The organism is Butyricicoccus porcorum, from assembly GCF_002157465.1.
Lineage (GTDB): Bacteria > Bacillota > Clostridia > Oscillospirales > Butyricicoccaceae > Butyricicoccus_A > Butyricicoccus_A porcorum.
This window is the reverse complement of the sequence record NZ_NHOC01000007.1, coordinates 19,835-46,830: the sequence shown is the minus strand read 5'-3', so window position 1 is coordinate 46,830 and position 26,996 is coordinate 19,835. Positions and strand designations below refer to the sequence as shown.

At 55.1% G+C, this 26,996-nt stretch carries 24 protein-coding genes and 1 other annotated feature; of the genes, 15 read left to right on the top strand and 9 right to left on the bottom strand.

The features are described from left to right. Window positions 1–42: 42 nt before the first annotated feature. From CBW42_RS08765 to CBW42_RS08755, 3 genes are read left to right on the top strand one after another with little or no spacing between them, the layout of a single operon-like run. Entirely contained in the window at window positions 43–801 is a 759-nt protein-coding gene (locus tag CBW42_RS08765) for an FAD binding domain-containing protein (RefSeq protein ID WP_087020130.1), read from the top strand. After that, window positions 792–1,244: a (2Fe-2S)-binding protein gene (locus CBW42_RS08760; protein ID WP_087020127.1), complete on the top strand. Its 453-nt coding sequence runs from the start codon at window positions 792–794 to the stop codon at window positions 1,242–1,244. The genes CBW42_RS08765 and CBW42_RS08760 overlap by 10 nt, the downstream gene beginning before the upstream one ends. Further along, on the top strand, window positions 1,241–3,511 hold the full coding sequence (locus CBW42_RS08755) for a xanthine dehydrogenase family protein molybdopterin-binding subunit (RefSeq protein ID WP_087020124.1): 2,271 nt from the start codon (window positions 1,241–1,243) through the stop codon (window positions 3,509–3,511). The genes CBW42_RS08760 and CBW42_RS08755 overlap by 4 nt, the downstream gene beginning before the upstream one ends. 49 nt (window positions 3,512–3,560) lie before the next feature. Here CBW42_RS08755 and CBW42_RS08750 read toward each other — a convergent pair whose 3' ends face one another. Further along, window positions 3,561–4,304 carry a tRNA threonylcarbamoyladenosine dehydratase gene (locus CBW42_RS08750; protein ID WP_087020121.1) on the bottom strand — a complete coding sequence of 248 codons (744 nt, stop codon included), beginning with the start codon at window positions 4,302–4,304 and terminating at the stop codon, window positions 3,561–3,563. Window positions 4,305–4,477: 173 nt separating this feature from the next. On the opposite strand from CBW42_RS08750, the gene epsC reads away from it, so the two are divergent. Continuing rightward, a complete protein-coding gene (gene epsC, locus CBW42_RS08745) occupies window positions 4,478–5,401 on the top strand; it encodes a serine O-acetyltransferase EpsC (protein ID WP_087020118.1) in 924 nt (307 codons plus the stop codon). Between the two features lie 53 nt (window positions 5,402–5,454). Here the strand turns inward: epsC and CBW42_RS08740 are convergent, their stop codons facing one another. Beyond that, the gene (locus CBW42_RS08740; RefSeq protein ID WP_087020115.1) at window positions 5,455–5,889 is read right to left on the bottom strand and encodes an RrF2 family transcriptional regulator; all 435 of its coding nucleotides are present in this window, start codon (window positions 5,887–5,889) and stop codon (window positions 5,455–5,457) included. Window positions 5,890–6,096: 207 nt separating this feature from the next. On the opposite strand from CBW42_RS08740, the gene CBW42_RS08735 reads away from it, so the two are divergent. After that, on the top strand, window positions 6,097–6,711 hold the full coding sequence (locus tag CBW42_RS08735) for a DUF5067 domain-containing protein (protein ID WP_165761113.1): 615 nt from the start codon (window positions 6,097–6,099) through the stop codon (window positions 6,709–6,711). Window positions 6,712–6,759: 48 nt separating this feature from the next. Here the strand turns inward: CBW42_RS08735 and CBW42_RS08730 are convergent, their stop codons facing one another. Beyond that, window positions 6,760–8,088, bottom strand: coding sequence for an FtsW/RodA/SpoVE family cell cycle protein (locus CBW42_RS08730; RefSeq protein WP_165761112.1), 1,329 nt, complete (start codon window positions 8,086–8,088; stop codon window positions 6,760–6,762). 345 nt (window positions 8,089–8,433) lie between these two features. Between CBW42_RS08730 and CBW42_RS08725 the strand changes: the two genes are divergently transcribed. The 5 genes from CBW42_RS08725 to CBW42_RS08705 all read left to right on the top strand — a co-directional run bounded on the left by CBW42_RS08725 (window position 8,434) and on the right by CBW42_RS08705 (window position 12,899). Continuing rightward, entirely contained in the window at window positions 8,434–10,104 is a 1,671-nt protein-coding gene (locus CBW42_RS08725; RefSeq protein WP_087020109.1) for a formate--tetrahydrofolate ligase, read from the top strand. Between the two features lie 2 nt (window positions 10,105–10,106). Then, window positions 10,107–10,535: a tRNA (adenosine(37)-N6)-threonylcarbamoyltransferase complex ATPase subunit type 1 TsaE gene (gene tsaE / locus CBW42_RS08720; RefSeq protein WP_087020105.1), complete on the top strand. Its 429-nt coding sequence runs from the start codon at window positions 10,107–10,109 to the stop codon at window positions 10,533–10,535. After that, entirely contained in the window at window positions 10,532–11,263 is a 732-nt protein-coding gene (tsaB, locus tag CBW42_RS08715) for a tRNA (adenosine(37)-N6)-threonylcarbamoyltransferase complex dimerization subunit type 1 TsaB (RefSeq protein ID WP_087020102.1), read from the top strand. Before tsaE ends, tsaB begins: the two co-directional genes overlap by 4 nt. A gap of 6 nt (window positions 11,264–11,269) precedes the next feature. Continuing rightward, window positions 11,270–11,899 (top strand): uracil phosphoribosyltransferase, encoded by a 630-nt coding sequence (gene upp / locus CBW42_RS08710; protein WP_087020099.1) that lies wholly within the window; start codon window positions 11,270–11,272, stop codon window positions 11,897–11,899. Window positions 11,900–11,975: 76 nt separating this feature from the next. Further along, a complete protein-coding gene (locus tag CBW42_RS08705; RefSeq protein WP_087020096.1) occupies window positions 11,976–12,899 on the top strand; it encodes a TIGR01212 family radical SAM protein in 924 nt (307 codons plus the stop codon). On the opposite strand, the gene CBW42_RS08700 is transcribed toward CBW42_RS08705, so the two are convergent. From CBW42_RS08700 to CBW42_RS08675, 6 genes are all read right to left on the bottom strand, one after another. Continuing rightward, window positions 12,896–13,348, bottom strand: coding sequence for a DMT family transporter (locus CBW42_RS08700; RefSeq protein WP_087020093.1), 453 nt, complete (start codon window positions 13,346–13,348; stop codon window positions 12,896–12,898). The genes CBW42_RS08705 and CBW42_RS08700 overlap by 4 nt on opposite strands. Window positions 13,349–13,449: 101 nt before the next feature. After that, window positions 13,450–14,214, bottom strand: a complete 765-nt coding sequence (locus CBW42_RS08695) for a helix-turn-helix domain-containing protein (protein WP_165761111.1) — start codon at window positions 14,212–14,214, stop codon at window positions 13,450–13,452. Window positions 14,215–14,368: 154 nt separating this feature from the next. Further along, window positions 14,369–15,310 carry a substrate-binding domain-containing protein gene (locus CBW42_RS08690; RefSeq protein WP_087020087.1) on the bottom strand — a complete coding sequence of 314 codons (942 nt, stop codon included), beginning with the start codon at window positions 15,308–15,310 and terminating at the stop codon, window positions 14,369–14,371. A 14-nt stretch (window positions 15,311–15,324) separates the two neighbouring features. After that, window positions 15,325–16,800 carry a WG repeat-containing protein gene (locus CBW42_RS08685; protein WP_087020084.1) on the bottom strand — a complete coding sequence of 492 codons (1,476 nt, stop codon included), beginning with the start codon at window positions 16,798–16,800 and terminating at the stop codon, window positions 15,325–15,327. 168 nt (window positions 16,801–16,968) lie between these two features. Further along, on the bottom strand, window positions 16,969–19,152 hold the full coding sequence (gene ppk1, locus CBW42_RS08680) for a polyphosphate kinase 1 (RefSeq protein ID WP_165761110.1): 2,184 nt from the start codon (window positions 19,150–19,152) through the stop codon (window positions 16,969–16,971). A gap of 244 nt (window positions 19,153–19,396) precedes the next feature. Beyond that, window positions 19,397–21,778, bottom strand: coding sequence for a glycogen/starch/alpha-glucan phosphorylase (locus CBW42_RS08675; RefSeq protein ID WP_087020078.1), 2,382 nt, complete (start codon window positions 21,776–21,778; stop codon window positions 19,397–19,399). 364 nt (window positions 21,779–22,142) lie between these two features. Continuing rightward, window positions 22,143–22,391, top strand: a binding site (T-box leader). A gap of 75 nt (window positions 22,392–22,466) precedes the next feature. Between CBW42_RS08675 and CBW42_RS08670 the strand changes: the two genes are divergently transcribed. The 5 genes from CBW42_RS08670 to CBW42_RS08650 are packed head-to-tail and all read left to right on the top strand — an operon-like array spanning window position 22,467 to window position 26,995. Beyond that, window positions 22,467–23,936 (top strand): anthranilate synthase component I family protein, encoded by a 1,470-nt coding sequence (locus CBW42_RS08670; protein WP_087020076.1) that lies wholly within the window; start codon window positions 22,467–22,469, stop codon window positions 23,934–23,936. 14 nt (window positions 23,937–23,950) lie between these two features. Continuing rightward, the gene (locus CBW42_RS08665) at window positions 23,951–24,511 is read left to right on the top strand and encodes an anthranilate synthase component II (protein WP_087020073.1); all 561 of its coding nucleotides are present in this window, start codon (window positions 23,951–23,953) and stop codon (window positions 24,509–24,511) included. A gap of 36 nt (window positions 24,512–24,547) precedes the next feature. Next, window positions 24,548–25,570, top strand: a complete 1,023-nt coding sequence (trpD, locus tag CBW42_RS08660) for an anthranilate phosphoribosyltransferase (protein WP_087020070.1) — start codon at window positions 24,548–24,550, stop codon at window positions 25,568–25,570. A 41-nt stretch (window positions 25,571–25,611) separates the two neighbouring features. Continuing rightward, window positions 25,612–26,394, top strand: a complete 783-nt coding sequence (trpC, locus tag CBW42_RS08655; protein ID WP_087020067.1) for an indole-3-glycerol phosphate synthase TrpC — start codon at window positions 25,612–25,614, stop codon at window positions 26,392–26,394. Between the two features lie 4 nt (window positions 26,395–26,398). Next, window positions 26,399–26,995, top strand: a complete 597-nt coding sequence (locus CBW42_RS08650; protein WP_087020064.1) for a phosphoribosylanthranilate isomerase — start codon at window positions 26,399–26,401, stop codon at window positions 26,993–26,995. The last annotated feature ends 1 nt before the right edge of the window (window position 26,996 follow it).

The following is a 26,996-nucleotide window of genomic DNA, read 5'->3' as shown; positions in this document are numbered from 1 at the left end:
TATTTGTATTATGCTCCATTTTGCAGGAGGAGAAGAGAAAATATGTATACCATCCGTCAGTTTCTATGCCCTTCCAGTCTGGAAGAAGCCTACCAGGCGCTGACTGCGGCGCGCAACAACACGGTTCTGGGCGGCTGCATGTGGCTGCGGCTCGGCCGGCGCGCCATCGGCACCGCCATCGACCTTTCTGCGCTGGGTCTGGACCGCATTACCGATACAGGCGATACCATTGAAATCGGTGCCATGGTTTCCCTGCGCCAGCTCGAAACCAGCGAGCTGCTGCGCCAGCAATACGGAACGCTGTTCCGCGACGCGGTTTCCGGCATCGTCGGCACACAGTTCCGCAACACGGCGACCGTTGGCGGCAGCGTGTACGGGCGTTTCGGCTTTTCCGATGTGCTCACCGCGCTGCTCGCCCTGCCCGCACAGGTCAGGCTATACCATCGCGGCACGGTTTCCATCGAGGACTTCGCCGCTATGCCGTATGAAAAGGATATTCTGGAGTGCATCATCCTGCCCAAACAAGCGTATGCCGCATCCTATCAGCATATGCGCTTTCAGGCAACCGATTTTCCCGTGCTGACCTGTGCGGTTTCCTGTCGGGACGGCATACACCGCATTTCGGTTGGCGCGCGCCCGCAGAAGGCATGTCTCGCCTACCAGGGGCAGGCACCGGACGCACAGGCCATTACCGACAGCCTGAATTTTTCATCCAACATGCGGGCCAGTGCGGAGTACCGCCGCAAAATCTGTCCCGTTCTCATCCGCCGTGCGCTTGAGGAGGTACAGGCATGCAGATAACCATCGCCATCAACGGCAAAAAATATACCCGCCTCGTCGATCCGGACACCACACTATACACCTTTGTCCGTGACTGCGGCTGTTATTCCGTCAAGTGCGGCTGTGAAACCACCAACTGCGGCCTGTGTACGGTCTGGATGGATGGCACGCCCGTGCTGTCCTGCTCGGTGCTCGCGGCGCGTGCCGCAGGGCATGAAATCACCACGCTGGAGGGTGTACTGGAGGAATCCAAAAAATTTACCGATTTCCTCGCCGCAGAGGGCGCAGAGCAGTGCGGCTTCTGCTCCCCCGGCTTTATCATGAATGTGCTCGCAATGAAGCGCGAGCTGTCCAACCCGACAGAAGAGGAAATCCGGCAGTATCTGTCCGGCAACCTGTGCCGCTGCACCGGTTACATGGGGCAGATGCGCGCCATCCGCAAATATATGGAGGTGGAAGCGTGAAATACGTCAATACCGCAGTGAAGAAGCTGGATGCGGATGCGCTGGTACAGGGCAAGCCGGTGTATACCGACGACCTCGCGCCGAAGGACTGCCTGATTATCAAGCTGCTCCGCTCCCCGCATGCACACGCAAAAATTGTCGATATCGACACAAAAATTGCGGAAAAGGTGCCGGGTGTCGAGCTGATCCTCACCTGTAAAAACGCACCGCGCCACCGCTATACCTCCGCAGGGCAGACCTATCCCGAATGGTCGCCCTATGACCGCGTGCTGTGCGATGACACCATGCGCTATGTCGGCGATGTCGCAGCCATCGTCGCGGCGGATACCGAAAAACACGCCGAGCAGGCGTGCAAGCTCATCAAAGTCATATATCAGGTACTCGAACCGGTTCTGGACTTTGAAACGGCGAAGGACAACCCAATCCGTGTGCACGACGATGACAGCTTTGCCAAAGCGCCGTTCGGCTATGCCCCGGAACGCAACATTATTACCTCCGGCAGTGAAGATTTCGGTGACTTCGACGCGGAATTTGCCAAATGTGCTTACACGGTCGACTGTACCTATTACACCCCCGCACAGCAACAGTGCATGATGGAGACCTTCCGTTCCTACGCCTATATGGAATATTCCGGCCGCCTGACGCTGGTCTCTTCCACGCAGGTACCGTTCCATGCCCGCCGCCATGTGGCAACCATGCTCGGCATCCCATACACAAAGGTACGCATCATCAAGCCGCGCATTGGCGGCGGCTTCGGCGCAAAGCAGACCTCGGTCTCTGAATTTTATCCGGCTGCGGTCACTTGGCTGACCGGCAAGCCGTCCAAGCTGATCTTTACGCGGCAGGAGGCGTTTGCCTGCTCCAACAGCCGCCATCAGATGCGCGTGCGTGCGCGTGCAGGCTGTGACGCAGAGGGCAACATCACCGCAATTTCCATGGAATCACTGTCCAACACCGGCGCATACGGCGAACACGGCTCAACAGTCGTCGGCTTGGTCGGACACAAGACCATCCCGCTGTACAACAAGCTCAAGGGCGGACGGTTTACCTGGGATGTCGTATACACCAACATGGAGCCCGCCGCTGCCTTCCGCGGCTACGGCGCGACACAGGGCACGTTTGCACTGGAATCTACCATCAACCAGCTCGCAGAAAAGGCAGGCATTGACCCGGCAGAGCTGCGCCTGCGCAACATCGCAAAGGAAGGCGCAGAGGTCTTTATGACGCCGGAAATCAAATACCTGAACTCCACCGGCCTGCGCGGCTGCATCACCCGCGGCATGGAGCTGAGCGGCTGGAACGAAAAGCCACACCGCCAGGTCATGCCGGACGGAAAAATCCGCGGCATGGGCATGGCAATCTGCATGCAGGGCTCCGGCATTGCGAATGTCGACACCGCCTCTGTCGAGCTGCGGCTGGAGGATTTCGGTTTTTACACGCTGATGATCGGCGCAACTGACATGGGCACGGGCTGTGATACAATTTTTGCACAGATGGTCGCCGATGCGATGAACTGCCCGATGGAAAAAGTCATGGTGCACGGCGTCGATACCGATGTATCGCCGTATGACCCGGGCTCATATGCCTCTGCTTCCACCTATGTCACCGGCATGGCAGTTGTCAAGGCCTGCGAACACATGCAGGAGCTGATTCTGGATGAGGCGGCAGTGCGCATGGACTGCCCGCGTGAAGCGCTCACCTTTGACGGCGCAGCCGTCACCTCCGAGGACGGGAAATCGCTCGCGCTCGACGATCTCGCATCAGCACTTGTTGCAGGCCCGCAGACACATCAGTTGGTCGCAACCGCATCTCATGGCTCCCCGATCTCTCCACCGCCGTTTATGGCAGGCTTTGTTGAAACCGAGACTGACCCGGAAACCGGCAAAACCGATGTCATTAAAATGGTCGGTGTCGTCGACTGCGGCACGCCGATCAACCGCGCGCTCGCCCGCGTGCAGACCGAAGGCGGACTGTCTCAGGGCATCGGCTTCGCCCTGTTCGAAGACGTACAGTATCAGCAGAACGGCAAAATGATGACCGACAGCTTTATGAATTATAAAATCCCAACCCGTATGGATACGGGCGAAATTGTCGTGGACTTCTCCGAAAGCTACGAGCCGACCGGCCCGTACGGCGCAAAATCCATCGGTGAAGTCGTCATCAACACACCCGCTCCCGCGATTGCACAGGCTGTATGCCAGGCGACCGGCGTGCGTGTGACCACCCTGCCGATCAAACCGGAAAAAATCCTGATGGGACAGAAATAACCAATACAGAAAATGCGGACCGTCGTTATCATTCGACAGTCCGCATTTTTCATGCGCGCGAGGAAATCCCCGCCAGATCCTTGAGCACCTCTCCGGCTAAAATCAGCCCGGCAATGGACGGCACAAACGCCAGACTGCCCGGTGCCTGCTTTTTGCTGTTGCCCGGACGTCCCGCTACAGTAGCGTTTGCAATCTCACGTTTGAGCGCAGACGGCTCTTCTCTGGAATATACTGTTTTCAGATGGCGGATTCCGCGTTTTTTCAGTTCGCGCCGCATAACGCGCGCCAGCGGGTCAACGGATGTCTGATAAATATCCGCCACTTCAAAGCGCGTCGGATCGAGCTTGTTGCCTGCACCCATGGAGCAGATGATCGGCACGCCCGCCTGATTGGCCCGGCATACCAGCTCGATTTTGGCTGACACAGTGTCAACTGCGTCGATGATATAATCATATACGCTCAAATCAATGCGGTCTGCGGTCTCCGGCAGATAAAACAGATTGTGCACTGTGACCGCGCAGTCCGGATTGATATCCAGAATGTGCTCTCGCATGACCTCTGTCTTCTGCCGTCCGAGCGTCGCATGCGTCGCCACAAGCTGCCGGTTAATATTGGAAAGCGACACCGTGTCATCGTCAAACAGATCGAGTGCGCCGACGCCGCTGCGCGCCAGTGCATCCACAGCATGACCGCCCACACCGCCGATGCCGAACACAGCAACCCGTGCCCGTTCCAGCCGTTCCATCGCTTCCGTGCCAAATACTGCTTCAGTGCGCACAAATTCTTCCCGCATAGTTTGTCCTCCCGGTTTGATATCAATTGAATTGTATTTGTTCCAGTATAGTGCAGCAGGCTGCGGACTGTCAATGCACTGGTTGTTGCATTGTGCCGCATTTATTGTTATACTAGTACGGTAGGAAATGGCTGCCTCTCGCAGCCGTTTATATGTATAAGGAGATCACCGCCATGTCCCATTTTAACGACCATCTGGACGATATCGTCCGGCAGCTGCAAACCGGCTACCAGTCCAGTGACTTATTTTTTACCCGCGACGGTCTGGAACGGCCAAACCGCAACGCCATCATTCAGATTCTGAATGATTTCCGCCAGCTTCTGTTCCCCGGCTATTTCGGCGACGAGAAGCCGACGCGCACCTCTGCGCCTTATTTCGCAGGCCATATGTTGACCCGCATTTATGAAGAGCTGTGTCCACAGATTGAGCTGGCGCTCGCCTACCGAGAAGGCGGCCGCACAAAAAGCATCACGCTGCGCGCCGAGGAAGCTGCCTCCGAACTGCTCATGGAATTGCCGCGCATTCAAAAGCTGCTCCTCATCGATGTAGAAGCCGCACTCAACGGCGACCCTGCCGCAGGCAGCCGTGAGCAGGTCATCTTTTCCTATCCGGGCCTGAATGCGATCTTTGTCCATCGTATTGCACATGAACTGTATCTGCGCGATATTCCGTATATCCCACGCATCATGAGTGAATATGTCCACGGCCTGACCGGCATTGATATTAACTCCGGCGCGACCATCGGTGAATATTTCTTCATCGACCACGGCACCGGCGTCGTGATTGGCGAGACCACCACCATCGGCAACAATGTCAAAATCTATCAGGGCGTCACACTGGGTGCACTTTCCACCCGTGCCGGTCTCAAGCTGGCAGGCAAAAAGCGCCACCCGACCATTGAGGACGACGTCACGATTTATTCCAATGTTTCGATTCTGGGCGGCCAGACTGTCATCGGCAAGGGCTGTACCATCGGCGGCAATGCATTTATTACCTCCTCTATTCCGCCCTTCTCGCGCGTCAGTGTCAAAAATCCCGAGCTGACCGTAGATGACTTCGGAGAAAAGGCCTATGAAGCATCGGGAAACCAGCAGTAAACACAACAGCCGGGGCAATGCCCCGGCTGTTTCGCCGTCAGATGGAATCCGATTTATATGGAATAAAAATCGCCCATGTTCTCGCTGCGCTCGACCAAATCAGCCAGTGTCACATGGTCAACTACGCCGTTGATTGCATCATTGAGCTGCTTCCACAGCGTCAGGGTGACACAGTTTTCTGCCTTCGGACAGGTCTCCACGCCCTCCTCCACGCAGGCAACCGGCGCGAGTGAACCCTCCGTCAGGCGCAGGATGTCACCTACCGTGTATTCCTCCGGTGCTTTTGCCAGGCGGTAGCCGCCGGATGAACCGCGCACACTCTTGACAAAACCCGCCTTCGTCAGCATACCAATGATCTGCTCGAGATACTTCCCGCTGATGTTCTGACGCTTTGCGATTGTTTTCAGTGCTATATTTTCGCCGGTGTCATGCAGCGCCAGATCAAGCATCAGGCGAAGCGCATACCGGCCCTTTGTCGAAATTCTCATGCCATCTTCCTCCTTTTCCTATTATACAGTAGGAAAAATAGGCATGCAAGCTCTTTTTGTTCTTTTCTGTACGATGTTGACAGAAACCTTCCGATGCGTATGAAACTTCTGTACAAAAACTCGGCAAAGCCCATTTTTTTACTTGTATCTGTGTTAACAAAATGTTATGATATTATTCGACGTTTCACAAATAGGGAGGTTTCTGCCATGAAAAAGCTGGGCGCAATGCTCGCAACCTGTCTTCTGAGTCTTACTTTAACTGCCTGCGGTACAACGCCAGCCACGCCGGCAGGCTCCGCCGATACATCGGATACCGGTTCAGCTCCCGCTGAGCCTGTCATTCCTTCCGGTTCTGCTGTTCCGTCCCCCGGTTCCGCATCCGGATCGTCATCTGCACAGGAGGATCCCAATACACGTGTCTACCGCGACTGTTCTGTGACCATCCTCGGCTACAGCATCCGTGAAGACCGTGACGGCGAGCCGGCGCTGCGTGTAGAATGCCAATTCCGAAATGATTCCAAATCGTCTGCTTCGTTCAGCACAACCGTCATCCCCAATGCGTATCAGGGTGATCCACAGGAAGCGCTGGCCTATGCCACCCCGGCCGAGACTGACCCGGAATACTCTGCCCTGCTCACGCTGCTCGATCCCGGGGAATCTATCGTCTGCGCCGGTTATTTCAAGCTGTCTTCTACCGATCTTCCGGTTGAACTGGAAATTAAGGATCTTCGTGACAGCTCTGCGGATGCCCTGTGCCGCACACTGGACATCGCTGGCATGCCAATGGAAGATTATCCCGAAACAAATGTAAAGAGCAAATAATTCACATATCAGCAAAAAACGGAGTTCGCAACGCGCGAACTCCGCTTTTTATTTGTCTCCGGAATTCTCATCCCGTTTCCCGGAGCTGTCTTTTTTCTTTTTTTGGGGCACCCAATCGATTTTCACACGCGATTTCAGATCCTTTGCCCTGTCTCCGAGCTGCTGGAGCTGCTGCCGCAGCGGCACAGCAGTTTCATTGGAACGCTTTTCGCCCAAACGCTCTGCCTCCTCCGAAACGAGGTGTTCCCCTGCCGGAAGTCCCTTCAGCCTGCGCGTTTTTTCACGCCGGGAAACGCTGACTACCATACCGAGTGCCAGATACATCGTTGCAATCGACGAACCGCCATAGCTGAAAAACGGCAGCGTCAGACCCATAACCGGGCCGATGCCGAGGCACATGAAAATATTTTCATAGGTCTGGAACAGCATCATACTGCCCACACCGACGCATATGAGCGATGAAATTTGTCCGTGTGCATGATATGCAATGAAAAAAGTACGGAATATCAAAGCCATCAGTGCGATTACGATGACCATGCATCCGACCAGTCCCCATTCCTCTCCGGCAACGCCGAAAATAAAATCGGTCTGCTTCTCCGGCAACATGTTGTTTTGCGTCTGGTTGCCCTGGAGGAAACCGGTGCCGAACAGCTTGCCTGAACCGATGGCAATGCGGCTCTGCTCCTGCTGCCAATATGTATCCGGTGCAATCGTCGGATCAAACAGAACCAGAATACGGTTCTTCTGAATGCTGCTGAGTACCTGCCACAGGATCGGTACTGCCGCGCAGGCCAGAATCGCACCGCCGGCAAACCACTTTAAGCTGAGGCCTGCGGAGAACAGCATAAGCACAGCGATAAAGACATACGGCAACGACATACCGACATCATGCGACGGCAGGATGATTGCTGCCATGATCGCAAGCAGGTGCGCACCCAGCATCAGCAGGCTGCGCACACGATTGAGCCGATAACGCAGCAGGTTGATGTGCTTGGCAAACGTGAAAATAAACAACAGCTTGCCCAGCTCTGCCGGCTGAATGCCGATTCCACCGAAGCGCAGCCAGCTCTTATTGCCGCCGTCCTCATAGCCAAACAGAATCAGCGACAGCTGGAACAGAACATTCACGACGAGGACAATCCGCCACCAGCCCGCCAGCTTTTCCAGATCGACACAGGACACGATCACAAAGCCGATCAGACCGAGTACAATCGCCAGACCCTGGATGACCATATACCGCGTACTGCCGCCATCCAGGCTGTGGGTTGCGGAATAAATCAAAACCATGCCGAACGCCGAACAAAACAGCGCGATCAGCAGCAGAAAATAGTCCATCGTCCGAAAATACCGGCTCATTTTCTCTTTCAAATGTTGCATGAACTGATACCCTTTCCGGAAAACGGAAATCCGTTTCCGCGGCTGCGGAAGACCTGTACACAGACTGGGATTCAACCGCATCCGTTTCAGATTTAATACCTAATAATCATACCACCTTTGTCGCACGTGGTAAATAGTTTTTTGCTGCAAATCGCATTTTCCCGCACGCGGATTGCCGTCATCTCGCACAAATTTACAGTTTTGTACGGAATTCTCCGTAATTTGCAAAACTTAGGCTTCATTTTCCATATATTCATGGTATAATAGGAAATATATTTGGGCCTCCGGCAACGGATGCCATTCGCACACGAACACAAATCTCAGTTTGAAAAAGGAGTTTTTCTTATGCTTACTGATATCGAAATTGCACAGAATTGTTCCATGCAGCCGATCCGCGACGTTGCGGCAAAGGCGGGCCTTCTGGAGGACGAACTGGAGTACTATGGAAAGTACAAGGCTAAGATTTCCGACGATGCCTGGAAACGACTGAAGGACAAGCCGGACGGCAAGCTGATTCTGGTAACCGCCATCAACCCGACACCTGCGGGCGAAGGCAAAACGACCACGACTGTCGGTCTGGGACAGGCGTTGGACAAGATGGGCAAAAGCTCTATCATCGCGCTGCGCGAGCCGTCGCTCGGCCCGGTATTCGGCGTAAAGGGCGGCGCTGCCGGCGGCGGCTATGCACAGGTTGTCCCGATGGAGGATATCAATCTGCACTTTACCGGTGACATGCACGCCATCGGCGCGGCAAACAATCTGCTGTGCGCAATGATTGACAACCATTTGCAGCAGGGCAACGAGCTTCAGATCGACCCGCGCCGCATTGTCTTTACCCGTGTCGTCGACATGAACGACCGCGCACTGCGCAACATTGTCGTTGGTATGGGCGGTCCGATGAGCGGTGTACCGCGCGAGGATCACTATATGATTACTGTCGCCAGTGAGGTCATGGCAATCCTCTGTCTGGCTACCAGCCTGTCTGACCTGAAAAAGCGCTGCGGCGATATTCTGGTTGCATACCGTTATGACGGCTCTCCGGTATTCGCACGTGACCTCAAGGCAGACGGCGCCATGACTGCCCTGCTCAAGGATGCACTCAAGCCGAATCTGGTACAGACGCTGACCGGTTCTCCTTGCCTGATGCATGGCGGTCCGTTTGCCAATATTGCACACGGCTGTAACTCCATCTCCGCGACGCGTATGGCGCTCAAGCTGGCGGATTATACTGTTACCGAGGCCGGCTTCGGTGCAGACCTCGGCGCAGAAAAATTCTTCGACATCAAGTGCCGCAAGGCCGGTCTGCATCCGGACTGCGTTGTCCTCGTCGCAACCATCCGTGCACTGAAGTACAATGGCGGCGTTGCCAAGGCAGATCTCGGTACGGAAAACCTGGAAGCGCTCAAGGCCGGTTCGGTCAACCTTCAGAAGCACATCGAGAACATCGGCAAGTACCATGTCCCGGTCGTTGTCGCAATCAACCGCTTCGCTTCCGATACTGACGCGGAAATCGAATACCTGCGCACGCTGTGCCACGATATGGGCGCACGCTATGCCCTGTCTGAGGTATTTGCAAAGGGCGCAGACGGCGGCATGGAGCTGGCACAGATGGTCATCGAAGAAGCAGACAGCGGCAAGGCCGCTTTCTCGCCGCTGTATCCGGACGAGATGCCGCTCAGAGAAAAGATTGAGACCGTCGCAAAGGAAATCTATGGCGCAGACGGTGTTTCCTATTCTCCGGCAGCGGAAAAGTCCATCGATGCAATCACGAAGCTGGGCTATGGCAATCTTCCGGTCTGCATCGCAAAAACCCAGTATTCTCTGTCTGATGACGCCGCAAAGCTCGGCCGTCCGACCGGCTTCACTGTCAATGTCCGCACGGTGCGCGTCAGCGCGGGCGCAGGCTTTGTTGTCTGTGAGACCGGTGCAATCATGACCATGCCGGGTCTGCCGAAGAAGCCGGCTGCCTTTAACATCGATGTCGATGAGGAAGGACGCATCACCGGACTGTTCTGATTATGGTAATTCAAACACACAATGTTGCTGACACGGAGCGCGCGGGCGGTATGCTGGCCAAAAAGCTGTCCCCGGGTGCACTCGTGGCTTTTACCGGCGACCTCGGCGCAGGCAAAACGGCATTCTGCCGCGGCTTCCTGCATGCGCTTGGCTATACCGGGCGCGTCACCAGCCCGACCTTTGCCATTGTCAACGAATATGACACCGATCTGTGCCGTGTCTGCCATTTCGATATGTACCGCATCCTGGATGAGGACGCGCTGTACGACATCGGCTGGGATGACTATTTCGACGGCGATACCATTTTGCTCGTCGAATGGAGCGAAAACATTGCAGGTGCTCTGCCGGAGCCGCATGTCACGGTCGATATCCGCCGCGGCGCAGGCGAAACCGACCGCATCATCACGATAGACGGAGGGACTACACTTTGAAAATTCTTACACTGGAATCCTCCTCGCTGTCCGCTTCGGTCTGCGTGACAGAAGACACCAAACTGCTGGCACAGTCATTCCAGAACTGCGGGCTGACGCACAGCGCAACCCTGCTGCCAATGATCGACCATGTCATGGCGGCATCCCAGCTGACGATGGATGACATCGATGCCGTCGCCGCCGTCACCGGCCCCGGTTCCTTCACCGGCATCCGCATCGGCGTCGCTACTGCCAAAGGCATTGCAGACGGCAAAAGCCTGCCGTGCATCGGCGTTTCCAGCCTCGCAGGCGCGGCATGGAATGTCACGCTGACCGACCGCATTATCTGTCCGGTTATGGACGCGCGCCGCAGTCAGCTTTACAACGCGCTGTTTACCAGCTCCGGCGGCAATCTGGAACGACTGACGCCCGATCGGCTGATTACCAAAAGCGATCTCAAAAAAGAACTGATTTCTTTGGGAAAATCCGTTCTTTTGGTTGGAGATGGCGCACAAATGTGCTATAATGAGTTCATCGGTTCGGGGGAACTGGATGTTGTCCCCGCACCACCCGGTTTGATTTTCCCCTGTGCCCACGGCGCTGCCATGGAAGCGCACCGCCTTGCACAGGAAGGGCACCTGATATCTGCCGCGCAGCTGCTGCCGTGCTATTTGCGCCAGCCGCAGGCCGTCCGCGAACGGCTCGCACGCGAGGCTGCTCAAACCACCCACATTACAACAAAGGAGTAACGAATCATGGCTCAGGTTCACGTAATGGATCATCCGCTGATTGTACACAAGCTGTCTCTCATGCGCGACAAGTCTACCGGCCCCAAAGAATTCCGCGAGGCAGTTGAGGAAATCTCCACCTTGCTGTGCTATGAGGCTACCCGCGACCTTCCGCTCAAGGAAGTTGAAATTGAAACCCCGATCGCCCGCACCAAGGCGAGCTTTATTTCCGGCAAAAAGCTGGCTATCGTCTGCATTCTGCGCGCCGGCCTCGGCATGGTTGACGGCGTTCTCGATCTGATCCCGAATGCCAAGATCGGTCATATCGGTCTGTATCGCGATCCGGATACCTTGCAGCCGGTCGAATATTACTGCAAGCTGCCGACTGATATCAGCAGCCGCGATGTCATTATTGTAGACCCGATGCTGGCAACCGGCGGTTCTGCCATCGCTGCCATCCAGTTCCTCAAGAACTACGGCGTGCAGAACATCAAGCTGATTTCCATTCTCGCTGTTCCGGAATCGCTTCAGGCCATTCAGGAAGAGCATCCGGATGTCGAAGTCTACTGCGCAGCCATCGACGAAAAGCTCAATTCCAAGGGCTATATCGTCCCCGGCGTAGGCGACGCAGGAGACCGTCTGTTCGGCACCAAGTAAACACAAACAGAAAGCCGACGCTGCTCGCATCAAACGAAGCCGCGTCGGCTTTTTTCTGTCCGGGGAGGTTTTTTCCATGTCTCTGCCTTTTGACGGCTCGGGCAAACGGTTTTATCCGTATTTCTGGTATCTGAAAACAACATACGGCGGCCGCATCGCAAAGGTTCCGCTGGACGGTGGTTTCACCTGTCCCAACCGCGACGGCACGAAGGGCACCGGCGGATGCAGCTACTGCTCCGCCGCCGGGAGCGGAGATTTTATCGCCGCACCGGAATCCTCTCTGCGCGCACAGTTCGACCGCTATCGCACACAAATGCTCCGCAAATGGGAGCCGGTCGGCTATATCCCCTATTTCCAGTCGTTTACCGGGACATATGCGCCTGTATCCCGCCTGCGCGAGCTGTACACACAGGCACTTTCGCTCCCGGATGCAGTCGGGCTGTCCATTGCCACCCGCCCGGACTGCGTCGGAGAGGAGGTCTGTGCGCTGCTCGCGGAGCTCGCACAACAGGCTGACCTGACCATTGAACTGGGTGTGCAGACGGTATTCGATGCTACTGCCGCGCGGTGCAACATGCACCACACGTTTGCAGATTTCGAGCGTGCACTCGAACGGCTGCGCCGCATGCCGGTATCCGTGTGCGTCCATCTGATCGACGGTCTTCCCGGCGAAACACCGGAACAGATGGTGCAATCCGCCCGTCTGATCGGCAGCATGGGCATCGACGCAGTCAAGCTGCACGCGCTGCACATCCTGCGCGGCACACCGCTCGCCGAAACAGAATATTCATGTCTGACCATGGAACAGTATGTCTCCGTCATCTGTGACCAACTGGAGGTTCTGCCGCCGCATGTGGTCATCCAACGTCTAACCGGTGACGGCAAAGGCGAAGATCTGCTCGCGCCCGACTGGAGCCGCAACAAGCGCGCTGTGCTCGCCGCCATCGACCGCGAGCTCAAACGCCGCGACAGCGTGCAGGGCTGCCGCCTGCGCAGTTAATCCCAGCGGAGCGGGCAGGCCTTCCGGCTTGGTCTGCCCTCCGTCGACGCAAAATATGTCCCGGCTGCCATGATTGCAAGCGCAACGAGGAACGAAACCGATGGCCGCTGTCGAAACAGGAGCAGCGACAGACCAGTTCCGATAAAGGGTGCAATTGCATAATACGCGCTGGTTTTTGCCGCGCCAAGCTCGCGCTGTGCGCGAACATAGAAGAAAATGCTCAATCCATATGCGACAAAACCCAGCAGCATTGTAAGCGCAATAAAACCAGGCTCAGGAAACGTCTCCCCTACCGCCAGTGCAAGCAGCAGCGAGCTGCAGCCCGAGCACAGTCCCTTAATGACGACAATCTGCCCGGCATCCTTCTGTGACATGCGGCGCGTGCAGTTATTTTCAAATCCCCAGCAGACGCATACCGCCCTGCAAAATGCAACCTGAGCTGGTTTTATTCTCCTACCTCAAGGGTTGTTGTGTCATTGTCCGTTTTTGCCGGTTCCGTTCACATCAACTGCAAGGGGTTTATCTTCCTCGAAAGATAAACCCCTTTTTCTCAGTCAGCATATTCACGTACCATTTTAAACAGCTGTGTCCGGTTGCGGATACTCAGCTTTTTGTAAATGTTTAAAATATGTTTCTTCAGCGTGTTATTGGTGATGGTCAGCTGTGCGCAGATGACATCATTCGGCAGACCCTGCATCAGCAGACCGAGGATGGTTGTCTCCCGCGCCGTCAGATGAAAGCGCTCCTCACATTCATGGATGCTCAGCTTCTCGTGCTGGCGCGCACGGTCTTCATAATACCGTGCAGTGCGCAGCGCCAGATGTTCCTTGAACATATCCAGCAGGAAGACATCGTCATACAGGAAATCCGGCTGCCCGCGACGGCGGTAAAATGAAATTTTTGCGAGTACTTTTCCCTCAAATGCGGGCAGGATATGGACACTGTGATGAAAGCCCTCCGCCTTGGAAAAGCGCTGATAACACTCGGTTTCCATGCGTTCGTCCTCAGAAAAGACATCACTCTCGCGGTAAACCATGCTCTTGCCGCCCATAAGCAGGCCGCGGCTGAAGTCCAGCTTCTGATAATTGTCGAGATATTCCTTTGCAACGCGCTCTGAATAGGAATTGCAAACTGCATGCCGCAGCTGTGGCAGCTCCTGTTCGGAGGAATAATAAAAGACCGCGCCATCAAAATCCATCAGGAGATGCATCTGTTCCAGAAAATTCCGGCACATTTCATTGAAGTCGCTGATCTGATGGATCTGATATGTGATATTGTTAAAAATTACCCAATCATTGGCTTCCTGTATATGCAAATTTGTCGCCTCCAACATAAAAAAAGAAGGCGTTCTACGGTAAAAAACCATAAAACGCCTTTGTTTTACAGGGATATGATATCATGCTGTCAGCAAACTGTCAAGCACTAACCCAAAATAATTCTGAATAAGTATACTCCCGCAAGAAGGAGTATCAGCTTTCACCGGAACCGGCTTCCTCTTCGCTTTGCGTGTTATCCGCAGCATCCCCGCCCTGGGGTGCAGCAACAGCTTCCGCAAGCCAGTTCATGCCGTCCTCCGACGTCAGCCAGCGATAAAACAGCATCGCGGGATCGTCTTCCTCCAGCCCGCCGCATACGGCAAGAGAATACTGTGCCCGCAGCGGATACACCGCAGAACCTGCGGCCTCTGTCAGCGTCTGCACAGTCGGCATGATACCATCCACCGCAACGACCGCAGTGCCCTGCGGAATGCCGTTTTCCTGCATCTCCAGCCAGGTTGTATAGCAGAGGGTTCCTGCTGTATGCGGGCAAGCCGCTGTCAGCATATCCTCTCCATCCTTTACCTGCACGCCAGCGCTGTCCGCACCAAACAGCTGTGCAAACAGCTTTCGGCTGTCCGCGCTGGGCGCGGATGCATAGCCCTTCCAGTTTGCCGAGCTGCCCTTATAGGCTGCTGCAATCTCGTCCCGTGTCAATGCTGCGGAAGATTCCTGTGCGCTGCCTGCCAGAAAGACCAGTGCATCTGTGCCGACCGGCTGCAATAAAACGCCCTGTTCCTTCAGCTTCGCCTCGGTCTCACTGTCCGGCGCATACGCCAGCACGATATCCAGATCTCCGTCCAGCAGTCGCTGCCACGCCTCCTCACTCGTGCCATAAAACGAAGTGAGGGCGGAAGCATCCTCATAATCGCCGCCAGTCGCCGCGGCTGCCGCCAGATTTCCGGGCAGGCTGAGCGATTCACAGCCGCCAAAGGCTTCCAGTCCGTCTGCGGGAATCTTTTCCACCGTCGCAGACTGTGCCGGTTCCTCAGAAGCCGAGCCTGCTGCGCTTCCCTCCTGCACCGGAGCCGCACCGCAGCCCGCCAGCAGGACGGTGCACAGCACCGCCGCGAACAAACCGTTTCTGTTCTTCATCGTCGCTCGCCTCCTCAATTTATACCCGTGAGCATTGTCCGGACAATCCAATCGCCATTGGAATCCACAATGCCCGACCAGCAGCCAGATACTGCCGCAAAATACGAACCGTCCACGCTGGAAATGCTGTTATATTCCGGCTCGAGCACAATGCGTCCCTTGGTATCGCCGATGCCCTGCAAGCCGGTCTCCGGATCGGTAATCGTAAACACAGAGTCGTCATATGCGGCCTGCGTTTGCGGCGCGGTATATAGATACGGGCGCAGCTTGCCGACCTTGGCCTCTTCGAGATCAAAGACCTGATAGCCGTCCTCCAGAGCGACTATCATCCGCTCTCTGCCCTGCCGGTAAAACGATGCCTCGCCCTCAAACGCAAAGCTCTCGAGATCGTCAAATACAACCGAATTTCCCTCCGCATCAGTATAGGCGAAGTAGCTCTCCGGCAGTGCAATCAGCTGCTGTGCATTCAGATCCTTCGGCAGCATCAGCTTCTGCCCCATCGCGGCGCTGAGAACCATGCATTCGTCCTCTGTTTCCCACAACTGATACAGCGGAAGCGCATCGCCGCACTGCGTGCCATTGCTATACTGGAATTTTGCCACAGTCTTGCCGGATGAATCGAGCACGCCGAACTTGCCTTCGGCATTCTTTGCCAGCGCATAACCGTCACAGCTCTCATCCAGCCAGGCCGCATCCACCTCTGTTACCGTGCCGTCCTCGTCGATAAAGCCCCATTCATTCTCTGTGAGCTGTACCGTCGCAGTACCGTCAGAAAATGCACCGACCTTCACAGCCGCGAGCGCAGCGCGGCTCTCAGTGGAATCTGCGTCACTGATATGCCAGATCGTGGTGTCCTCTGCGCTCTCCCGACTCACAATGATGCCATCCGTGCACGACGAGACAACGCCGTTCACTTGCCCGATGATCTTACCATCGCTGTCATACACCGTTGTGACCGAGTTTCCGGTGCGCTGAACAAAAATACAGCTTTCGTTCACGGTAATGCTGCCGTCAAACGGGCCGAGTACCCAACTGCCGTCGTGTGCGGCACAGGAAACACGTGTGCCCTCCTCCGTGTCCTGCACCATCAACCAGATCAGCTGATCCTGACAGGTTTTGCGCTCCACAGAGGTATAAACCGGATTGGTGACCAATTCTCCGGCAGAATCCGCAAGTGCATAGCGGTAAACCGGTGTGCCATCCTGCTTCCAGCCAATCACTTTTGCAGCATACGGCAGAATCTGCCCATAATCGGAGGCGGGCGTCAGTGTATCCCTGACGCCGATGGCGCGCGCAATGCCGACCGGTTCCTGTATCTCAAACAGGACATCCTCTGTATTGGGCCTCAGCTCTGCGGCCGCCGGTTTTTCCTCCGGCGCGGAGCCTGTGTCCTGCGGCGCACGCGGCTGTGGCTGCGCCGCAACAGCCGCGCAGAGCAGCGCAGATACAACAATCATGCCGGCTGCCCGGCCAGCTGCCCGCTTTTTCATACTATCACTCCTACTTGTTTGTATTCGGTATCATTTTATTATTCTAAGCAGGTATTATCGCGCTGTCAAGGTTTGTATTGTAAACATTCTGCCATAATGCAAAAACGGCACAGCCGCCCGTCCGATTTGGGCAGGTCAGCTGTGCCATCTGCGCTGTATAATTTTGTATTATTTTTTGAACAGACTATCCAACAGCCGCCGGAAAAATCCGGGTTTCGGCTGTGATTTCGGCTGCGACGCTTTCGGCGCGGCAGCAACAACCGGCTTCTGTTTCGCTGCGGGTGGAATGGCGGATGCCGTCACGGTATCGCAGTTAAAATAGTCATACAGCTTCATCTGGCTGTTGACTGGGCGTTCTCCTTCGCGACAGACGACGCGCTCATAGGTGCCATCCGGCTGCATCAGCCACGACTGGCTGTTGTCGGTTTCCAATGTCTTCATAATATACAACAGCTGCTTGCGAATTTCCTTCGATTTCGGCTCCGCAAAAATCTCGACGCGGCGCTGCGTATTGCGGTTGAGCAGATCGCCCGAACCGAGATAAATGCGCTGGCGCTCGCCCTCGCCAAAGACAAAGATGCGCGAATGCTCCAGATAGCGGCCAATTATCGCACGAATGGTAATGTTGTCCGTACTGCCCTCAATTCCCGGGCGCAGACAGCAAATACCACGGATATACAGATGGATTTCTACACCCGCCTGTGACGCCTCGATCATTTTTTCCATGATACCGACATCGTTGAACGAATTGATCTTCATCGCTACATAACCATGCCCGCCGTTCTTCTGCACCTCGATCTCGCGGTCGAGCAGCTCCAGCACATGTGTGCGGTAGCAGTGCGGCGCAACCCAAAGCGATTCCGTCTGTTCCGTCGTCTCACCGATGGAGAGATTATTGAACACTTCGGTCGCATCGCGCCCGACGGCCTCCTCGTTGGTGATAAAGCACAGATCGGTATACTGCTCGGACGTCTTCTCGTTATAGTTGCCCGTGCCGACCTGAGTGGTATAGCTGACGTTGCCGTCGGCATCCTTGCGCGTAATCAGGCACAGCTTTGCGTGCACCTTGTAGTCACTCAGTCCGTAGATGACGCGGCAGCCTGCCTCCTCCAGGATTGCGGAATAATCAATGTTGCTCTGCTCGTCGAAGCGCGCACGCAGCTCCAGCATGCACAGCACATCTTTGCCACGGTCCGCCGCATAGCACAGCGCGGAAACCACCTTGCTGTGCCCAGCCAGACGATACAGGGAAATCTTGATGGAAACGACCTCCGGGTCATCTGCCGCCTCATACAGCATGTTGAGGAACGGATTATAGCTGTGGAACGGATACGCCAGCAGGATCTCATTGTCCGCCAGTGTACGGATCGGGATATTCTGATGATACACTGCCGGAACCTGCGGCTTGCGCTCCGGATAAAACAGCGAGATATCGGTTTCCTTCGCCTTCCCGGCAAGGGAAAAGCCAAAGCCAAAATCAAGCGGAATTTTTTGGATGAAAACGCCCGGAAGCGTGACTTCCAGATGCTCACAGAGATATTTCTGAATTTTTTCCGACTTGCAGGACATCTGCAAACGGACAGCAAACAGACGGCGGCGCTTTTTGAGCAGCTCCTGCATCACGCCTCGGAAGTCCATATCATAATCCAGCAATGCCTCATCCACCGCAATATCCGCATTTCTCGTGACGCGAATGGTCGCCTTTTCAACGATTTTCTGCTTGGTAAACAGCTGCCCAATAAAGTGCTCCACAATGTCGCACGTGAACAACACCTTTTTGCGCCCGTCAAAGCTGACGACGAAATAATCCGGCAGATGGCCGATCGGGATAACCCCAAACCGTTCCCCGCCGTTTTTGTTGTTGTGACAGGTGACGACATATTTTTCCTTGTTGCGCAGGAATGGGAACGGATGATGTCGGTCGACAATCTGCGGCGAAAGCAACGGCTTGATCTCCTCGGTAAAATACTTCTGCGCAATCATCTCGTCCATATTGCTGATCTTCTTAAAATTGATGAAGTCGATGCTGTGCTGCTTGAGCTCAATGACAAGGGAGGTATACATCTCTTCGGTCATCGGCTCAAAGGAGTGCACCATTTCGAGCATACGTGCAACCTGTTCTGCCGCATTCCAGCCGGTCTTGTCATCGAGCTTATCGGGATCCATAATGCTCTGGTCGGTCAGCGAGCCGACGCGCACCATGAAGAACTCGTCCAGATTGGAAAAATAGATGGCAGCAAATTTCAGCCGTTCAAACAGCGGCACATCCGCGCGCAGCGCTTCGGAAAGCACTCGTTTATTAAATTCCAGCCAGCTCAACTCCCGGTTGACCAGCAATTCCTTGGGAAGCATGTCAGCCGCCCTCCTTCTTATCCTGTTATTCATTCTGTTGTATCACAGCAGGGCTGTCCCTGTTTCATTATATCGCAATCATGCACAAATTACGAGGGGGCTTTCGTCATTTTTTACATTTTTTCCCGACGCATATATAGAAAAGCCGTATTGTTTCATTATATGACGTTCCTGTGCAAAAAAATGTCGGCATCGCCGCAAGGGCGATGCCGACATTGGCATATCTGTTATTTCAAACGGTGAATTACTCGAACTCAACCGGATCAATGTGCCAGATGTTGGCAGCATAGTCCTGGATGGTGCGGTCAGAGCTGAACTTGCCTGCATTGCAGATGTTCATCCAGCACTTGGATGCAAATGCATACTTGTCGCGGTAATCGCGGTTCAGACGCAGCTTGGTGTCGACATAGCTCTGGAAGTCGTACATGAGGAAGTACTTATCCGGATGGCTCTGACCCCAGTCAACCTTATGGATGATGGAATCATACAGCTCGCGGAAGATACCCGTGCCGCCATCGTTGAGCGTGCCGTTGACCAGTGCTTCCATAACGCGCTTGATCTTCGGATCGCCGTTGTAAATGTTGTACGGGATATAGTTGTTGTTCTCCTGACGCTCGATCTCTTCGACTGTGCCGCCGAAGATGTATTCGTTCTCGAGACCTGCCTCTTCGACAATCTCGACGTTTGCACCGTCCATCGTACCCAGCGTAACTGCGCCGTTGAGCATCAGCTTCATGTTACCGGTACCGGAAGCCTCGGTGCCTGCGGTAGAAATCTGCTCGGATACATTTGCAGCCGCAACCAGCTTCTCCGCATAGGATACGTTGTAGTTGGAGACAAAGACAACGCGGATCTTGTCACGTACCTGACCGTCATTCTCAATCAGACGCGCAATCTCGTTGATGAGCTTGATGATGCCCTTTGCACGGTCATAGCCCGGAGCAGCCTTTGCGCCGAAAATGAACGTGGTCGGGTAGAAGTCCTGGATGGAACCGTCCTTGATACCGTAGTAAATGTACAGGATGGACAGTGCGTTCAGGAACTGGCGCTTGTACTCATGCAGACGCTTGATCTGGATATCATAGATCGAGCCCTTGATCGGCGCAGTGCCGTCGTGCTTGAGCATGAACATGCCGAGCTGGCGCTTCTTCTGGTGCTTGATGTTCCAGAACTCGTCCAGAACCGCTTCGTCATGCGCATACTTCTCCAGCTTCTTGAGCTGAGTCAGGTCGGTAACCCACGCATCCGAGCCAAGCAGGCGGGTAATCAGCGCAGACAGCTCGCGGTTGTTCATCGCCAGCCAGCGGCGCTGCGTGATGCCGTTGGTCTTGTTCTGGAAGCGCTCCGGCCACAGTTCATAGAACGAGTGCAGGGTGTTCTTCTTCAGAATCTCGGTGTGGATCGCAGCAACGCCGTTGACGTAGCTGGAGCCGTACATCGCAAGGTTTGCCATGTGAACCATGTCGTGCTTGATGATCTGTACATCCTGGATGAAATCCGGGTTGCGCTGCTGCTTGTACAGCTCGTCAATGAACATGTTGTTGATCTTCTCGATGATCTCGTAGATTTCCGGTACAACAGCAATCAGCAGATGCTTGTTCCACTTCTCCAGCGCCTCCGGCAGGATGGTGTGGTTGGTGTAAGCGAAGGTCTTCTGCGCAATCTCAACGGCCTGACGGAACTCAACGCCCTCATAGGTGGTCAGCAGGCGGACGAGCTCCGGAATCGAGATAACCGGATGGGTATCGTTCAGCTGGATTGCGTTGAACTCAGCAAAACGGGTGAAATCATTGCCGTGATTTGCCTTGTACTTCTTGATGATGTCCTGAAGGGATGCAGAGCAGAAGAAATACTGCTGCTTCAGGCGGAGCTTCTTGCCCTCGTCGGTGGAGTCGTTCGGGTACAGAACGCGGGAGATGTCCTCTGCGCGGTTCTTCTCGCGGACGGATGCATCGTAATGCTGCGCATTGAACTCGTTGAAGTCGAAGGAAGAGATGGACTCTGCCTGCCACAGGCGCAGGTTGCCGATGTGCTTGGTGCCGTAGCCGATGATCGGAATATCATACGGTACTGCGCGGACGGTCTGGTCTGCAAACTTGACCAGAACTGCATCGGAGTCGGAACGGATGCTCCACGGATCGCCGAAACGGGTCCAGTCATCCGCGGTCTCCTTCTGGAAGCCGTCCTGAATATACTGCTTGAACAGGCCGTAGCGGTAGCGGATGCCATAGCCGTCGAGCGGCAGGTCGAGCGTTGCTGCGGAGTCCAGGAAGCAAGCTGCCAGACGGCCCAGGCCGCCGTTGCCGAGCGATGCGTCCTCAACCTCTTCCAGCATAGACAGGTCGAGACCCCTTTCCTTGAACTTCTCCTCGACCTCGTCGTAGATGCCAAGGCAGAGCAGGTTGTTGTAAATCGCGCGGCCGATGAGGAATTCCGCAGACATATAATATGCATGGCGTCCTGCCTGGTGAAGAAGCAGGCTTTCTTTCCACGGCTCGGCAATTTCTGACATGATCGCCTTGGACAGTGCATGGTGCAGGTCCTGCGCATTGGCCTCGTCGAGGTCTTTGCGAAGGTCACTTCGCAGGTAGACCTCCATGTTGTCCATAATTTTTGAGCAATTCATCGTGTGAATATACCACCTTTCTGATCGTAAGCAACAGGCTCCGCCGGAGGCATACGCAGCGGTTTACGCCGTCGTACTGTCATGCTTCCTCTGCCCAATCCGGCAAGACCCTATCTGAGATATGAATATTATACCATGATTTGAAATGTTTTCAACTAAAACCTGCCTTACATCCCCCATTTTATAACGCATTGCCAAATTCTCCAACATATTTTTACAGATTTTCGTCAGATTTTCTCGGTAAAAAAATTCGTTTTGTGCATATTGCCCTCACTTTTTCAAGATTAGGTTTTTTCTGGTAACACCGTTTTTTCAATTCCCTGTTGACAATGTCGCAATTCTGTGATATCTTTAATGCAATAAAGTAAAACCGTTGAACGAGAGAAGTACGCTTTCGAGATACGCATGCAGAGAGCCGCAGGTGGTGGGATTGCGGCGGCGCACAGATCGCGGAATGGACTCGTGAGGGCAGCCTGAACGCTTCGGCCAGTAGGCGCTGACGGTCTCCGACCGTTATATCGGAACGCACATGATGGTGTGCGGCGAGTGGTCGATTCCTTTCGGATCGGCAATACAGGGTGGCACCGCAGAGGCTTTGGCTTTTGTCCCTTGAGTTTGGAACAAACTCGGGATGAAGGCTTTTTTTGTTGCCCTTCCCGCCGCAAATCGTAAGAAAGGAAGATTCTCCATGCTGAAACCAACTGCTTCAGAAATTCAGGCTTATGCAGCCGATTATTCCACAATTCCGCTGTGCCGCGAAATTTATGCGGATATCACGACGCCGATTGCGCTGCTGCGCAAAATCGCACAGGTCTCCGACCGCTATTTCCTGCTGGAAAGCGTCGAGGGCGGCGAGCGCTGGGGCCGGTATTCGTTCCTCGGCTTCGATCCGATTGTGCACGTAACCTGCAAGGATCATGTCGTCACGACAGAGTACACCGACGGACGCCCCACGGAGACCGTCACGACCGACACCCCGAATGAAGTGCTGCGCACACTGATGGCACAATACAAGGCGCCCCGCATTGAGGGCTTCCCGCCGTTCACCGGCGGTCTGGTCGGCTACTACGCCTACCGCATGATCGGCTATGCCGAACCGACCCTGAACCTGCGCTCGAGCGATGTCGATGACTTCGACCTGATGCTGTTCGACAAGGTCATCGCCTATGACCACCTGTCGCAGAAAATCGACGTCATTGTCAACATGCGGACGGACGATATGCTGGAGAATTACGGCACTGCACGCGCGGAAATCGAAAAAATCATCCGTCTGATCCGCGAGCCGATGCCGCTGCCCGTCACGCGCAGCCACTGCAAGCCGAACTTCACCTGCAATGTAACAAAGGAAGAGTACTGTGACATTGTAAACAAAACCAAGCAATATATTGTAGACGGCGATATCTTCCAGGCAGTCCTTTCACGCCGGTTTGAAACGCCGTATACCGACAGCCTGCTCGATGCCTACCGCGTCCTGCGCACCACTAACCCGTCGCCGTACATGGTTTACCTGCATCAGAACGACATTGAACTGATGAGCACCTCTCCGGAAACACTTGTCCGCCTGCGCAACGGCCGTCTCGCCACCTTCCCGGTCGCCGGCTCCCGCCCGCGCGGTGCAACACAGGCCGAGGATCAGGCGCTGGAAGCTGACCTGCTATCGGATGAGAAGGAGCTTGCCGAGCACAATATGCTCGTCGATCTCGGCAGAAACGACATCGGCCGCCTGTCTGAATTTGGCTCGGTCGAGGTCACCGATTATCAGATGATCCACCGCTATTCACGCATCATGCACATCACTTCCGTGGTTGAAGGCGATATCAAACCGGAGTTTGACGCCTTTGACGCCATCTCCACCCTGCTCCCTGCCGGAACTCTGTCCGGCGCACCCAAGATCCGCGCCTGTGAGATCATCGAGGATCTGGAGCCGTGCGCACGCGGCGTATATGGCGGCGCACTCGGCTATGTCGATTTCACCGGCAACATGGACACCTGCATTGCCATCCGCATGGCAGTCAAGAAAAACGGCCGTGTTACCGTACAGGCGGGCGGCGGCATTGTCGCCGACTCCGTACCGGAAAACGAATACATGGAATCACAGAACAAGGCAGGCGCGGTCATCTCCGCCATCGAGCGCGCCGCAGAAGTTGATGCGGACTGAGAGGGGGATGCAGCATGCTTTTACTGATTGATAACTACGACAGCTTTTCCTATAATCTGTACCAGATGTGCGGCGCAATCGAGCCGGATATCCTCGTTGTACGCAACAATGCGATTACATTAGATGAAATCCGTGCACTCGCGCCGTCACATATCATCCTCTCGCCCGGCCCGGGTCGTCCCTGTGACGCCGGTATCTGCGAAGATGTGATCCGCGAATTTGCCGGAAAAATCCCGATGCTCGGCGTATGCCTCGGTCATCAGGCCATCTGTGAGACCTTCGGCGGTACTGTCACCCATGCGCGCCGTCTGATGCACGGCAAGCAGAGCGTCGTTTCACTCGATCCCGCATGCCCCCTGTTTGACGGGCTGCCCGATCACATTCCGGTCGCACGTTACCATTCCCTCATCGGCACCGACCTGCCGGATGCTCTGACCGTTGTTTCCGCTGACAGCGTGGGCGAGGTCATGGCAGTCATGAACCGTGATAAGCAGGTATACGGCCTGCAATTCCATCCGGAATCCATTCTGACGCCGGACGGCGCCGTTATCCTGAAGAATTTTCTTGCTCTGTGAGCATGCGTGTATGGATCGGAAAAAGGAGCGTTTACCATGATTAAAGAAGCAATTGAAAAAATCGTTATGAAGGAAGATCTGACCTATGACGAAGCATATCAGGTCATGAATGAAATTATGAGCGGCGAAACCTCGCCCACACAGAATGCTGCATTTCTCGCGGCATTGTCCACCAAGAGCGCCAAGGCAGAAACCGTCGATGAAATCTCCGGCTGTGCCGCTGCAATGCGCAGCCATGCGCTGATGGTCGATACCGGTGACATTGAATGCCTGGAAATTGTCGGAACCGGCGGCGACCGCTCCAACTCGTTCAATATTTCCTCCTCTGCTGCACTCGTCATCGCAGCAGCCGGCCAGCCGGTTGCAAAGCACGGCAATCGCGCCGCTTCCTCGAAATCCGGCGCAGCGGACTGTCTGGAAGCACTGGGCGTCAATATCGACCAGTCCCCGGAAAAATGTGTGGAAGAACTGAAAACCGCAGGTATCTGCTTCTTCTTCGCACAGAAATATCACACTTCCATGAAGTATGTCGGTGCAATCCGCAGGGAGCTGGGCATCCGCACCGTATTCAATATTCTCGGGCCGATCACCAATCCGGCCAGCCCGTGCTACCAGCTGCTCGGTGTCTATGACGAGTATCTGGTTGAGCCGATGGCACGCGTGCTCACCAATCTGGGTGTCAAGCGCGGCCTGGTTGTCTATGGTCAGGATCGCATGGATGAAATCTCTATCAGCGCACCGACGACAGTCTGCGACTTTGGCGGCGGTGAATACAAGACCTACACCATCCAACCGGAGGACTTCGGCCTGTCCCGCGCACAGAAGAGCGATATCACCGGTGGCAGTGCGGAAGAAAATGCACAGATCACCCGCGCAATCCTGTCCGGCACGGAGCGCGGCGCAAAGCGTGATATCGTCCTGATGAACGCAGGCGCTGCCCTTTACATCAGCGGCAAGGCAGCTTCGATTGCCGATGGCATCAAGCTGGCGGCGGAGATGATCGACTCCGGCAAGGCAATGGAAACGCTGAACGCATATATTGCCGTTTCCAATGCCTGAGTATATCGCGTTGCAAGTATAATATGATAAGGTAGAAAATCATGATTTTAGATCAACTTGCCGATTATGCCCGCGTGCGCGTCGCGGCTGACAAAGAAAAAACTTCTCTCGATGCGCTGCAACATCTGTGCGCAGACGGTGCGGCTCCTTCCCGCCCGCCGTTTTGCTTTGAACGAGCGCTGCGCGGCGACGGCCTTTCCTTTATCTGTGAGGTTAAGAAAGCCTCTCCGTCCAAGGGCATTATTTCAAAATCGTTCCCCTATCTGGACATTGCCGCAGAATATGAGCAGGCAGGCGCGGACTGCATCTCCTGTCTCACTGAGCCGAAATGGTTCCTCGGCAGCGACAGAATCTTCACCGATATCCGCAGCCGCGTGAACACACCGATGATTCGGAAGGATTTTACGGTAGACGAATACCAGATTTATCAGGCAAAGCTGATGGGTGCGGACGCCGTCCTGCTCATCTGTGCGCTTCTGGACACACAGACCATCGCGCACCATCTGGAAATTTGCGAAAAGCTCGGCCTGTCCGCTCTCGTGGAAACACATGACGAAGCGGAAATCCGTTCCGCAGTTGAGGCCGGTGCCCGACTCATCGGCGTCAACAACCGAAATCTGAAGGATTTTTCTGTCGACTTTTCCAACGCCGCACGCCTGCGCGACCTGATCCCGGCGGACTGCGTATATGTCGCGGAATCCGGCGTCAAAAACGCGGCTGATGTCGCCGCTCTGCGCAGCATCGGCGCGGACGCCGTGCTGATGGGTGAAGTCCTGATGCGCGCCCCGGATAAAGCTGCTCTGCTGGCACAGATGCGGGGGTAATCCGATGAAAGTAAAAATCTGCGGGCTCAAACGCCCGGAAGACATTCAAGTGGTCAATCAATACCGCCCGGATTACATCGGCTTTGTCATCAACTTTCCCAAAAGCCATCGAAGCCTGACCCCGGAACAGGCATGGCTGCTCCGGACAGACCTGTCCCCTGAAATCCCGGCGGTCGGCGTGACCGTCAACCAACCGCTCGCGTACAACGCCGCACTGCTGAACAGCCACACAGTGGACATCATCCAGCTGCACGGACAGGAGGACGATGCCTTTGTCCAAAAATTGCAGGCGCGCACCGGAAAGCCAGTCTGGAAGGCATTCCGCATTCGGTCACAGGCTGATCTGGACGCGGCACGCCACAGCAGCGCAGATCTCGTGCTGCTGGACAACGGATATGGCACCGGCGAAGTGTTTGACTGGACGCTTGTGCGCGATATCGGCAGACCATTCGCACTCGCAGGCGGACTGCGGGCAGATAATCTCAGTGATGCGGCAAAGATGCAGCCGTATGTCATGGACATTTCCAGCGGCGCGGAAACGGACGGCGTCAAAGACGCTGACAAAATCCGCGCGCTGATCGAACAAATAAGGAGTTTCTAAA